The following is an 11,861-nucleotide window of genomic DNA, read 5'->3' on the forward strand; positions in this document are numbered from 1 at the left end:
TGGCGTTTTTTGTTTTTGACCTATACGCTAGCCGGTTAAGGGAGAACTAAACCTGGTGTATGGTTCAGGACTGCAATTAAACGAGGTTAATTTTTGCTCGTCCTGGTCGATAAAATCAGAATTACACGGATGATTATGGCACTATTTTTGCTTATAACATTACGCAATTCTTCGCAGAGAGCTGATTAATGTGAATTTACTCAATATGAGTACTGAGCTTGCACTGACTTTTGTTTTTTCGCTGGCGTTTCTATTTTTTGCCCGTAAGGCCGCTAAAAAAATCGGGCTGGTGGACAGACCCAACTATCGCAAGCGCCATCAGGGTGTGATCCCGCTGGTCGGTGGTGTTTCCGTGTTTGCCGGCAGCTGCTTCGCTTTTGCCATTTCCGATTATTACATCCCCCATTTTAGCCTCTATCTGGTATGTGCAGGCTGCCTTGTCCTGGTTGGCGCACTCGACGATCGCTTTGATATTAGTGTGAAAATTCGCGCCGTGGTTCAGGCTGGCGTCGCCGTGGTAATGATGGTGAAGGCCAAGCTGTATTTGTTCAGCCTTGGCCATATTTTTGGCCCCTGGGAGCTGGTTGTCGGCCCATTTGGCTATGTACTGACGCTGTTTGCCGTCTGGGCTGCGATCAACGCTTTTAATATGGTTGACGGTATCGACGGCCTGTTGGGGGGCCTGTCCTGCGTCTCTTTTATGGCGATGGGTATCATCCTGCTGTTTGACGGGCAGACCAGTCTGGCAATGTGGTGTTTCACGATGATCGCCGCCATTGTCCCCTACATTCTGCTCAATCTCGGCATGTTTGGTGGCCGTTACAAAGTCTTTATGGGCGACGCCGGTAGCACCCTGATCGGCTTCACGATCATCTGGATTCTGCTGGCCGCAACTCAGGGTGAAAGCCATCCGATTACCCCGGTTACCGCGCTGTGGTTGATCGCTATTCCTTTGATGGATATGGTCGCTATTATGTATCGCCGTCTGAGCAAAGGAATGAGTCCTTTCTCGGCAGATCGTCAGCATATTCATCACCTTATAATGCGTGCGGGCTTCACCTCACGACAGGCGTTTATGCTGATTACTCTGGCCGCAGCGCTGCTGGCAGCGATTGGGGTACTGGGTGAATATCTGAGTTTTACCCCGGAATGGGTCATGCTGATCCTGTTTTTGCTGGCTTTTATGCTGTATGGCTACTGCATAAAACGCGCCTGGCGCGTTGCGCGAATGATTAAACGTGTAAAGCGTCGCCTGCGTAATAACAATAACGACAGCTAAACTTTTTAATTGATTGATAGATGCCCTGACAATAAGGAAATGATGTATGACCCATCCTGTTGCTGCCGATAACGAGCTGGATATTCGCGGTCTTTGCTGTGCGCTATGGCGCGGTAAATTCTGGATTATTGGTGGAGGCGTGCTGTTTGCTCTGCTGGCCTGGCTCTACACGCTGGTGGTTACGCCGAAATGGAGTACCACGGCGATTACCGATCGGCCGACGGTTAACATGCTGTCCGGCTTCTACTCCCAGCAGCAGTTCCTCAATAATCTGGATCAGCGTGCCGGAAATATCAGCCTGAATGCACCGCAGCCAACGGTCATGGATGAGGCTTACCAGGAATTTATCATGCAGCTTGCGGCCTGGGACACCCGACGCGACTTCTGGTTACAGTCCGGCTACTACAAGCAGCGCCAAACCGGCAGCGCGCGTGAAAATGCCGCGTTATTGGATGAGTTGATTGCCAATATCCAGTTCCAACCGGCAGATGCGGCGAAAAACATCAATGACACCGTTAAGCTGGTGGCTGAAACCTCAGGGGATGCCAATACGCTGCTGCGCGAGTACGTGGCTTTCGCCAATGGACGCGCAACGACGCATCTGAATGAAGAGCTGGCCGGCGCATGGGCGGCGCGCAGCATCCAGCTAAAAGCGCAGATCAAACGGCAGGAAGCGGTCGCTACCGCGATTTACGACCGTGAGATCCACAGCGTTGAGCAGGCGCTGAAGATTGCTCAGCAGCAGGGTTTCGAGCAGACGAAAACCGATACGCCTTCCGAGCAGCTACCGGATTCCGAGCTGTTCCTGCTGGGGCGGCCAATGCTGCAGGCGCGGCTGGAAAACCTGCGCGCCAGCGGCCCTTCTTACGATGTTGAGTACGACCAGAACCGTGCCATGCTGGCTACGCTCAATGTTGGCCCAACCCTGGTTAAAGCATTCCAGACCTGGCGCTATCTGCGTACGCCGGAAGAACCGGTAACCCGCGACAGCCCGCGTCGTTTGTTATTGATGATTATGTGGGGGGCAGTAGGTGCCCTGACTGGCGCCGGGACCGCGCTGATACGCCGACCTCGCAAGGGTCATGTTGTTAATCAACGGACCAATTGAGAGAGCGACGGTGAAAGTATTAACGGTTTTTGGCACGCGCCCCGAGGCAATTAAAATGGCCCCGCTGGTCCATGCGCTGGCGCAGGATCACGAAATAGAGTCCCGCCTGTGCGTTACTGCCCAGCATCGCGAAATGCTGGATCAGGTGTTGCATCTGTTCTCACTGGTGCCGGATTACGATCTGAATATCATGCGCCCGGGACAGGGGCTGACCGAAATTACCAGCCGCATCCTGGAGGGGCTGAAAACGGTATTTGCCGATTTTACCCCAGACGTAGTGCTGGTTCATGGTGATACCACGACCACGCTGGCTGCCAGCCTGGCGGCGTTTTATCACCGTATCCCCGTCGGGCATATCGAAGCGGGTTTACGTACCGGCGATCTCTACTCTCCCTGGCCTGAAGAGGCTAACCGCACGCTGACCGGGCACCTTGCCAGCTACCATTTTGCACCGACCGAACGTTCCAGGCAGAACCTGGTACGTGAAAATCTGCCTGACTCGCGTATTTTTGTTACGGGCAATACGGTCATTGATGCGCTGTTCTGGGTGCGGGATCGTGTGCTAAGCGATGAAAAGCTGCGAAACGGTCTGGCGGCCAGATACCCTTTTCTCGATGCCGATAAAAAGCTGTTGCTGGTCACCGGACACCGCCGGGAAAGCTTTGGCGGTGGTTTTGAGCGTATCTGTAACGCACTGGCTGAAATCGCCCGTCTGCATCCGCAGCTGCAAATTGTTTATCCGGTCCACCTCAATCCGAACGTCAGCGAGCCGGTGAATCGCATCCTTAAAGGCATTGACAACATCATTCTGATAGAGCCGCAGGAGTACCTGCCGTTTGTCTGGCTGATGGACAGGGCCTGGCTGATCCTCACCGATTCAGGAGGCATCCAGGAAGAAGCACCGTCGCTGGGTAAACCGGTGCTGGTGATGCGCGATGCCACTGAACGTCCCGAAGCGATTGAGGCCGGTACGGTCAGGCTGGTGGGGACCGATGGCGCTAAAATAGTCAGTGAAGTGACCCGCCTGCTGACCGATGAGGCAGCCTGGCAAACAATGAGTCACGCACATAATCCCTACGGCGACGGGCTCGCCTGCCAGCGCATCGTGCAGGCATTAAAAAATAATCGGATTACATTATGAATTTCAACACCATTTCAGTTATCGGCCTGGGGTATATCGGCCTGCCAACCGCTGCGGCTTTTGCCTCACGCCAGAAGCAGGTTATCGGCATTGACGTTAATGCCCACGCAGTGGATACCATCAACCGTGGTGAAATCCATATTGTTGAACCTGACCTCGATCGGGTGGTGAAAACCGCCGTTGAGGGGGGATTCTTACGTGCCGCCACCCGGCCGGAACCCGCTGACGCTTTTCTGATCGCCGTTCCTACGCCGTTTGAGGGCGACCATCAGCCCGATATGTCCTATGTCCGTGCCGCTGCGGCCTCGGTTGCGCCGGTGCTGAAGAAAGGCGATCTGGTGATCCTGGAGTCCACCTCGCCGGTGGGTGCTACCGAGCAGATGGCCGAGTGGCTGGCCGGCGAACGTCCCGATCTGACCTTCCCGCAGCAGGCGGGCGACGCGTCGGATATCCACATTGCCTATTGCCCGGAGCGTGTGCTGCCAGGGCAGGTCATGATTGAGCTGTTTAAAAACGATCGGGTTATCGGCGGCATGACCGCCACCAGCTCGCAGCGTGCCTGCGACCTGTACAACCTGTTCCTTGAAGGTGAGTGCGTGGTGACCAACGCCCGCACAGCGGAAATGTGCAAACTCACCGAGAACAGCTTCCGCGACGTTAACATCGCCTTTGCCAACGAACTTTCGCTGATCTGCGCCGAGCAGCAGATTAATGTCTGGGAGCTGATCCGCCTGGCTAACCGCCATCCGCGGGTGAATATCCTGCAGCCGGGACCGGGCGTCGGCGGCCACTGTATTGCCGTCGATCCCTGGTTTATTGTCGCGCAAAACCCGCAGCAGTCGCGTTTGATCCGCACCGCGCGTGAAGTCAACGATGCTAAACCCCACTGGGTACTGGAACAGGTGAAGCAGCGGGTAGCAGAGTGCCTGATGGCCAGCGATAAGCGCGCCAGCGACCTGAAAATTGCCTGCTTCGGCCTGGCGTTTAAACCGGACATCGACGATCTGCGGGAAAGCCCTGCGATGCAGGTCACCCGACTGATTGCTGACTGGCATCAGGGCAGTACGCTGGTGGTGGAGCCGCACATACACCAGCTACCGGAAAAACTGCGCGATAAGGTCACGCTGCTGGCGCTGGACGATGCGCTTCAGCAGGCAGATGTGCTGGTGATGCTGGTCGATCACCGCCAGTTTAAAGCCATCAGGCCGGAAGCCGTGCAGCAGAGCTATATCGTCGATACCAAAGGCGTGTGGCGATGATTAACCCATTCGCTTTTCCTGCCCGTGGAGGTGCGTATGTTTGCCACGCTTAAACCTCTCGCCTGGGAAAATGCATTTTTCGGTCAGCAAAGTGCCCTGCTGGAATTGCAGGGCGAAACGCCGCTGGATATCGCCGCACTGGATGACTGGCCGCTGGTACAGGTGAAAGTCCTGGCACAGCAAAGTGCCGAGCTGGATGCGCTCAGCGCCCTGGGTTTCAGCATGGTGGAGGGCGAGGCGGACTGCGTGCTGGACATCACCCCCGCCGAGCGCCCGACCGGTATTCGCATCGCCCGCGCCGAACATATTCCGGCCCTGCGGCAGGCGGCGAGTGAAGCCTTTATCTGGAGCCGCTTTCGTGCGCCCTGGTTTGCCGTGGGCGACAGCGGACGCTTCTACGCGCAGTGGATTGAGAATGCCATTCGCGGCACTTTCGACCATCAGTGCCTGCTGGCGGTGGATGAGCAGGGTGCTATGCAGGGCTTTGTCTCTCTGCGCGAGCTGGAAGACCGGACGGCGCGCATTGGGCTACTGGCCGTGCTGCCCGCTTATCAGGGATTAGGGATTGGCCAGCGGCTGATGGATGCGGCAAATGACTGGTGCCGCGCCCGGCGTCTGACCCGACTTCACGTTGCAACGCAGCTGGGTAACCTTGCAGCGCTGCGCCTCTATCTTCGCTGCGGTGGCGTGATTGAACGTACCGCCTACTGGTTATACAGGAAAACGCCATGATCCCGTTTAACGCACCACCGGTGGTGGGAACTGAACTTGAATATATGCAGTCGGCCATGGGCAGCGGTAAGCTGTGCGGCGATGGCGGCTTTACCCGCCGCTGCCAGCAGTGGATGGAACAGCGGTTTGGCAGCCGTAAGGTGCTGCTGACCCCGTCCTGTACCGCCTCGCTGGAAATGGCCGCGATCCTGATCGACATTCAGCCCGGCGATGAAGTGATTATGCCGAGCTACACGTTTGTCTCTACCGCCAATGCCTTCGTTCTGCGCGGCGCCACCATTGTCTTTATCGATGTGCGCCCGGATACGATGAATCTTGACGAGACGCTGATTGAAGCGGCGATCACCGAGCGCACTAAGGCGATCGTGCCGGTCCACTATGCGGGCGTGGCCTGCGAGATGGACACCATTATGGCGCTGGCGAAGAAGCATAAACTCTGGGTGATTGAAGATGCCGCACAGGGCGTGATGTCGACGTATAAAGGCCGGGCGCTGGGCACCATTGGTCATATTGGCTGCTTCAGCTTCCACGAAACGAAGAACTACACCGCCGGGGGCGAGGGCGGGGCGACGCTGATTAACGATGCGGCGCTGGTTGAGCGTGCGGAAATCATCCGCGAAAAAGGCACTAACCGTAGCCAGTTCTTCCGTGGGCAGGTGGACAAATATACCTGGCGCGACATCGGCTCCAGCTATCTGATGGCCGATTTACAGGCCGCCTATCTCTGGGCGCAGCTGGAGGCGGCGGAGCGCATCAACCAGCAGCGTTTACACCTCTGGCAAAATTACTACACCGCGCTGGAACCGTTCGCCGCGCGTGGACGGATCTCTCTGCCGGGCATCCCGGCAGACTGCGAGCACAACGCACATATGTTCTACCTGAAGCTGCGTGATAACGACGACCGTACCGCGTTGATTTCCTGGCTGAAAGAGGCCGAAATCATGGCGGTGTTCCACTATATCCCGCTGCACAGTTCGCCTGCCGGGCAGCGTTTTGGCCGTTTCCACGGCACCGATCGCTATACCCAGCAGGACAGTGACCGCCTGCTGAGGCTGCCGCTGTTCTATAACCTTTCTGATAATAATCAGAAAACGGTAATTGGCTCCTTACGCAGCTATCTTTCCTGATATGTCGCTGGCCAGAGCTTCCGTGTGGACCGCCGCGTCCACGCTGATTAAGATTGCTGCCGGGTTGCTGGTGGTGAAGATGTTAGCGGTGTCGTACGGCCCGTCGGGCGTGGGGCAGGCGGGTAACTTCCGCCAGTTGATTACCGTGCTGGGCGTGCTGGCCGGGGCAGGGATCTTCAATGGTGTGACCAAGCTGGTGGCGCAGCATCAGCAGCAGCCAACGGAGCTGCGTGCGGTGACCGGCACGGCGTCGGCGATGGTTCTCGGGTTCTCGCTGCTGCTGGCGGTCGGTTTCCTGCTGTTTGCCGCCCCTATCAGCCAGGCGCTGTTTGATGATGTGAAGTACCAGCAGGTGATTCGCATCGTGGCGTTTTTACAGCTGGGCATCGCCTGGGCTAACCTGGCGCTGGCGATCGTCAAAGGCTTCCGCGATGCGGCCGGGAATGCGCTGGCGCTGATTGTGGGCAGCATCATCGGCGTGGCGGCATGGTTTGTCTGCTACTGGCTGGGCGGCTACAGCGGCGCGCTGGTTGGGCTGGCGATGGTGCCCGCGCTGGTGATGATCCCGGCGATGGCGGTGCTGGCCCGTCGTGACCATCTGCCGATGCATTACCTGCTGCCGGTGTGGCAGCCGCAGTATGCCCGTCAGCTCGGCAAGTTTACGGTGATGGCGCTGATTACCGCCGTCACGCTTCCGGTGGCGTGGGTGATGATGCGTAATTTGCTGCAGGCGCACGCGGGCTGGGAGCAGGTAGGGCTGTGGCAGGGGGTGAGCAGCATCTCCGACGCTTATCTGCAGTTTATTACCGCTTCGTTTAGCGTCTGGCTGCTGCCAACGCTGGCGAGACTGGAGAATAAAGCGGATATTTCTCGGGAGATCATTCGCGCGCTGCGCTTTGTTCTCCCGGCGGTAATGGTGGCCAGTTTCTGCGTCTGGCTGCTGCGCGACTTCGCCATCTGGCTGCTGTTCTCCAGCCAGTTTACCGGCATGCGCGACCTGTTTGTCTGGCAGCTGATTGGCGATGTGCTGAAGGTCGGCTGCTACGTCTTCGGCTATCTGGTGATCGCTAAGGCATCACTGCGTTTTTACATTCTGACCGAAGTGAGCCAGTTTATCCTGCTCACTGGATTTTCCCGCTGGCTGATCCCGCTGCACGGTGCGGCAGGGGCAGCGCAGGCATATATGGCGACCTATATCGCTTACTTTGCGCTCTGTGCAGGCGTATTTACTCTCTACCGTAGACGATAATGACCACAGTAATCCATCTTTTAGGCTCGGATATACCGCATCATAATCAGACGGTTCTGGGCTTTTTTAACCAGGTAATTTATGACGTGGTGCCCACGGCGGCCCCGCGTCAGTTCTGGCTGGTGTCAAACCAGCCCTCTGTGGCTGAGCAGTATCCCCGGCTGCAAATTTGCGTGTTCGCCGATAAAAGCGCGCTGGCCGAAGCGGTTATCACTTTGGCTCGTCGCCAGCGTGAGACGCGCTTCTTCTGCCACGGCCAGTTTAACCCCAAGCTTTGGCTGGCGCTGCTGGGGGGGAAGATTTCGCGTTCACAGCTCTACTGGCATATCTGGGGAGCGGATCTGTACGAGGATGCGATCAGCCTGAAATTCCGCCTGTTCTATCTGCTGCGTCGGCAGGCGCAGAAGCGCGTGGCGCAGGTGTTTGCTACCCGGGGCGACATCAATCATTTCCATCAGCGCCATTCGCGCGTGCCCGCGTCGCTGCTCTATTTCCCAACTCGCCTGGCGCAGAACGTCCCTGTCGCTCAGCCTCATCAAGGCCCACTGACGATCCTGCTGGGCAACTCGGGTGATGCCAGCAACCGGCATATCCAGGCGCTACAGGAGATCCATCAGCAGTTCGGCGATGAAGTGAAGGTTGTCGTGCCGCTGGGCTATCCGGCGAATAATGACGTCTATATCTCCCGCGTGCGTGCCGCAGCCGATGCGCTGTTTACCTCCGGTCAGGTACAGCTGCTGACGGAGAAAATTGAATTCAGTGACTATCTGCAGCTGATCTCCAGCTGCGATCTCGGCTGGTTTATCTTTGAACGCCAGCAGGGGATCGGCACGCTGTGCCTGCTGATTCAGGCCAACATTCCGTTTGTCCTGAATCGTAAAAACCCGTTCTGGCAGGATCTGGTTGAGCAGCAGGTGCCGGTACTGTTTACTGGTGACGCGCTGGATGCCGCGACGGTCAGCGAAGCGCAGCGGCAGCTGAGCCTGATGGATAAGCAGCAGATTGCCTTTTTTGAACCGGGCTATCTGGCGGGCTGGCAGCAGGCGCTGCGGCTGGTTGAGGGAGAAAGCGTATGAGCTTATTAGAATTTTCCGGGCTGCTGGTGGTCTGGCTGCTGGGCGCTGGATTTATCCTGACGCTGACCTGGCGCGAGTTTCGCCGGGTGCGGTTCAATTTTAATGTTTTCTTCTCGCTGCTGTTCTTGCTGACCTTCTTCTTTGGCTTTCCGTTTACCAGCGTGCTGGTGTTTGGCTTTAACGTCGCCGTGGTGCCGCCGGAATTCCTGCTACAGGCGTTGCTGGCGGCGAGCTGCTTCTATGCCATCTACTACGTAAGCTATAAAACCCGGCTGCGCGCGCGCAGCACCAGGCCACCGCGGCAGGTGTTCACCATCAACCGGGTCGAGGCGAACCTGAGCTGGATATTGCTGGCGCTGGTCGCGCTGGGCACGGTCAGCGTGTTCTTCATGCACAACGGCTTCCTGCTGTTCAAACTGCACAGCTACAGTCAGATTTTCTCGGCGGATGTTTCGGGCGTTGCCCTGAAGCGCTTCTTCTACTTCTTTATCCCGGCGATGCTGGTGGTCTACTTCCTGAAGCAGGATTTTCGCGGCTGGCTGCTGTTTTTAGTCAGTACCGTTGCCTTCGGATTGCTGACTTATGTGATAGTGGGCGGTACGCGCGCCAACATTATTATCGCCTTCGCCCTGTTCCTGTTTATCGGCATTATCCGCGGCTGGATCACTCTGTGGATGCTGGTGTTGGCGGGCGTCGGCGGTATTGTCGGCATGTTCTGGCTGGCGCTGAAACGCTATAACCTGGATGTGAGCGGCTCGGAGGCGTTTTACACCTTCCTCTACCTCACCCGCGATACGTTCTCGCCGTGGGAGAATCTGGGGTTACTGCTGCAAAACTACGACAAAATCAGTTTCCAGGGGCTGGCACCGATCGTACGGGATTTCTACGTATTCATTCCCAGCTGGCTGTGGCACGGTCGCCCGTCACTGGTGCTGAACAGTGCGAACTACTTTACCTGGGAAGTGCTGGATAACCACTCCGGTCTGGCGATATCACCGACGCTTATTGGCTCACTGCTGGTCATGGGCGGCGCGCTGTTTATTCCACTCGGTGCCGTTGCGGTCGGGTTGATTATTAAATGGTTTGACTGGCTGTATGAAAAAGGCCAGCAGGAACAGAACCGCTATAAGGCCGCGATCCTGCAAAGCTTCTGCTTTGGTGCGGTGTTTAACATGATTGTACTGGCGCGAGAAGGTCTGGATGCGTTTGCTTCCAGAGTGGTGTTCTTCTGTGTCATTTTTGCGGTCTGCGTGGTGGTGGCGAAGCTGCTGTACTGGTTACTGGATAGCGCGGGCTTAGTCCGCGACCGTACCGGTATTCGCCCGCTTGCCGCACAGCCGGATGCGGCAAGCGGGCCGTTTTGATTTCAGACTTAAGGTAAATACCATGCATGCCTCTGTAACCGTGCCGCAGTATCAAATTCGTGGCCTGTCGCTGGCCGGGTTTCGCGATATGGCGGAGTTTGTTGATTACCTCAATCAGGATGGAAAGCTGAAGAGTGGAACGCTGGTAGCGATCAATGCGGAAAAGGTTTTGACGGCGGAAAATGATGCCGAAATCTTTAATCTCATTACCGCTGCCGAATATCGCTATGCCGACGGCATCAGCATTGTGCGTTCGATTCGTAAGAAGTACCCGCAGGCTCAGGTATCCCGGATTGCCGGGGCCGACCTGTGGGAAGCACTCATGGAGAGGGCCGGGCGCGAGGGTACGCCGGTATTTCTGATTGGCGGGCGCCCTGACGTGCTTGAGCAAACCCAGGATAAACTGCGCCGTCAGTGGAATGTGAATATTGTGGGGGCGCAGGATGGCTATTTCACGCCTGACCAGCGCGATGCACTGCTGGCGCGTATCGTTGCCAGCGGAGCAAAGCTGGTCACGGTGGCAATGGGATCGCCTCGGCAGGAGCTGCTAATGCGTGACTGCAAGGCTTTTTATCCGGATGCGTTGTATATGGGCGTGGGGGGCACCTACGATGTGTTTACCGGCCACGTTAAACGCGCCCCCAGAATTTGGCAAAAAATGGGTCTGGAGTGGCTCTATCGCTTACTTTCACAACCGTCGCGTCTTAAACGCCAGCTCAGACTGCTGAAATATCTCAACTATCACTGGAAAGGCGATCTTTAATTCTGGATAAATTGCGACGGTAATTCGTTGCTGCCGTGGTTTTTCCGTCCGAAAAGGCGGAAAAATGCTGCGAGTTTAGACGGAATGCACAAAGCGTAATCAAACGCGTTTTTTTGTGAAAAAAGCACTGGACAGGTAAGGCTCCTATCCGTAGTATGCACATCCGCAACGGCGCTACGCGCCCGTAGCTCAGCTGGATAGAGCGCTGCCCTCCGGAGGCAGAGGTCTCAGGTTCGAATCCTGTCGGGCGCGCCATTAAGTTTGTGCGCAAGAGCTGCGGTGGTATCATTACCGCGTTATAAGAAGTACGTAGTTGGAAGTAGTTGTGGTGGCTATAGCTCAGTTGGTAGAGCCCTGGATTGTGATTCCAGTTGTCGTGGGTTCGAGTCCCATTAGCCACCCCAGATTTTGTTGAATGCGAAGGTGGCGGAATTGGTAGACGCGCTAGCTTCAGGTGTTAGTGTTCTTACGGACGTGAGGGTTCAAGTCCCTCTCTTCGCACCACAAAATCTTTAGAGTGAAGTGAAGCAGTATTCGGCGAGTAGCGCAGCTTGGTAGCGCAACTGGTTTGGGACCAGTGGGTCGGAGGTTCGAATCCTCTCTCGCCGACCAATTTTAAAATCCTGCGTTAGCGGGGTTTTTGCTTAAAGCCTGAGGGTTTTGGGCGATGCAGTAAGGTAGTACAGTTCGGCGAGTAGCGCAGCTTGGTAGCGCAACTGGTTTGGGACCAGTGGGTCGGAGGTTCGAATCCTCTCTCGCCGAC

General features: G+C 56.5%; 10 protein-coding genes and 5 tRNA genes. All 15 read left to right on the forward strand.

The genetic code is table 11. The features are described from left to right. Positions 1-190 precede the first annotated feature (190 nt). The 15 genes from wecA to OMR58_RS23890 all read left to right on the forward strand — a co-directional run bounded on the left by wecA (position 191) and on the right by OMR58_RS23890 (position 11,860). Positions 191-1,279: a UDP-N-acetylglucosamine--undecaprenyl-phosphate N-acetylglucosaminephosphotransferase gene (gene wecA, locus OMR58_RS23820; protein ID WP_200562703.1), complete on the forward strand. Its 1,089-nt coding sequence runs from the start codon at positions 191-193 to the stop codon at positions 1,277-1,279. 46 nt (positions 1,280-1,325) lie between these two features. Further along, the gene (gene wzzE / locus OMR58_RS23825) at positions 1,326-2,387 is read left to right on the forward strand and encodes an ECA polysaccharide chain length modulation protein (protein ID WP_200562705.1); all 1,062 of its coding nucleotides are present in this window, start codon (positions 1,326-1,328) and stop codon (positions 2,385-2,387) included. Between the two features lie 10 nt (positions 2,388-2,397). Then, the gene (gene wecB, locus OMR58_RS23830) at positions 2,398-3,528 is read left to right on the forward strand and encodes a non-hydrolyzing UDP-N-acetylglucosamine 2-epimerase (protein WP_200547530.1); all 1,131 of its coding nucleotides are present in this window, start codon (positions 2,398-2,400) and stop codon (positions 3,526-3,528) included. Further along, positions 3,525-4,787 (forward strand): UDP-N-acetyl-D-mannosamine dehydrogenase, encoded by a 1,263-nt coding sequence (gene wecC / locus OMR58_RS23835; RefSeq protein WP_264547152.1) that lies wholly within the window; start codon positions 3,525-3,527, stop codon positions 4,785-4,787. The genes wecB and wecC overlap by 4 nt, the downstream gene beginning before the upstream one ends. A gap of 36 nt (positions 4,788-4,823) precedes the next feature. Further along, entirely contained in the window at positions 4,824-5,519 is a 696-nt protein-coding gene (rffC, locus tag OMR58_RS23840) for a dTDP-4-amino-4,6-dideoxy-D-galactose acyltransferase (protein ID WP_444861344.1), read from the forward strand. Next, entirely contained in the window at positions 5,516-6,646 is a 1,131-nt protein-coding gene (rffA, locus tag OMR58_RS23845) for a dTDP-4-amino-4,6-dideoxygalactose transaminase (RefSeq protein WP_105595137.1), read from the forward strand. Before rffC ends, rffA begins: the two co-directional genes overlap by 4 nt. 1 nt (position 6,647) lies before the next feature. Next, on the forward strand, positions 6,648-7,895 hold the full coding sequence (gene wzxE / locus OMR58_RS23850; protein ID WP_264547171.1) for a lipid III flippase WzxE: 1,248 nt from the start codon (positions 6,648-6,650) through the stop codon (positions 7,893-7,895). Further along, positions 7,895-8,971, forward strand: a complete 1,077-nt coding sequence (locus OMR58_RS23855) for a TDP-N-acetylfucosamine:lipid II N-acetylfucosaminyltransferase (protein ID WP_264547154.1) — start codon at positions 7,895-7,897, stop codon at positions 8,969-8,971. Before wzxE ends, OMR58_RS23855 begins: the two co-directional genes overlap by 1 nt. Then, a complete protein-coding gene (gene wzyE, locus OMR58_RS23860) occupies positions 8,968-10,335 on the forward strand; it encodes an ECA oligosaccharide polymerase (protein WP_105595140.1) in 1,368 nt (455 codons plus the stop codon). The genes OMR58_RS23855 and wzyE overlap by 4 nt, the downstream gene beginning before the upstream one ends. Positions 10,336-10,357: 22 nt before the next feature. Then, positions 10,358-11,098: a lipopolysaccharide N-acetylmannosaminouronosyltransferase gene (gene wecG / locus OMR58_RS23865; RefSeq protein WP_105595141.1), complete on the forward strand. Its 741-nt coding sequence runs from the start codon at positions 10,358-10,360 to the stop codon at positions 11,096-11,098. A 178-nt stretch (positions 11,099-11,276) separates the two neighbouring features. Then, positions 11,277-11,353: transfer RNA gene (locus tag OMR58_RS23870), tRNA-Arg, on the forward strand. A 73-nt stretch (positions 11,354-11,426) separates the two neighbouring features. Beyond that, a tRNA-His gene (locus tag OMR58_RS23875) sits at positions 11,427-11,502 on the forward strand. Between the two features lie 13 nt (positions 11,503-11,515). Further along, positions 11,516-11,602: transfer RNA gene (locus OMR58_RS23880), tRNA-Leu, on the forward strand. A gap of 31 nt (positions 11,603-11,633) precedes the next feature. Further along, a tRNA-Pro gene (locus tag OMR58_RS23885) sits at positions 11,634-11,710 on the forward strand. 76 nt (positions 11,711-11,786) lie between these two features. Then, positions 11,787-11,860, forward strand: a tRNA-Pro gene (locus OMR58_RS23890). The last annotated feature ends 1 nt before the right edge of the window (position 11,861 follow it).

Source organism: Erwinia sp. INIA01, from assembly GCF_025947915.1.
GTDB lineage: Bacteria > Pseudomonadota > Gammaproteobacteria > Enterobacterales > Enterobacteriaceae > Erwinia > Erwinia coffeiphila.

Coding starts and splice junctions, on each gene's coding strand:
- wzzE (WP_200562705.1), top strand. CDS start 1,326: ATGACCCATCCTGTTGCTGCCGATAACGAGCTGGATATTCGCGGTCTT.
- wecC (WP_264547152.1), top strand. CDS start 3,525: ATGAATTTCAACACCATTTCAGTTATCGGCCTGGGGTATATCGGCCTG.
- rffC (WP_444861344.1), top strand. CDS start 4,824: ATGTTTGCCACGCTTAAACCTCTCGCCTGGGAAAATGCATTTTTCGGT.
- rffA (WP_105595137.1), top strand. CDS start 5,516: ATGATCCCGTTTAACGCACCACCGGTGGTGGGAACTGAACTTGAATAT.
- wzxE (WP_264547171.1), top strand. CDS start 6,648: ATGTCGCTGGCCAGAGCTTCCGTGTGGACCGCCGCGTCCACGCTGATT.
- OMR58_RS23855 (WP_264547154.1), top strand. CDS start 7,895: ATGACCACAGTAATCCATCTTTTAGGCTCGGATATACCGCATCATAAT.
- wzyE (WP_105595140.1), top strand. CDS start 8,968: ATGAGCTTATTAGAATTTTCCGGGCTGCTGGTGGTCTGGCTGCTGGGC.
- wecG (WP_105595141.1), top strand. CDS start 10,358: ATGCATGCCTCTGTAACCGTGCCGCAGTATCAAATTCGTGGCCTGTCG.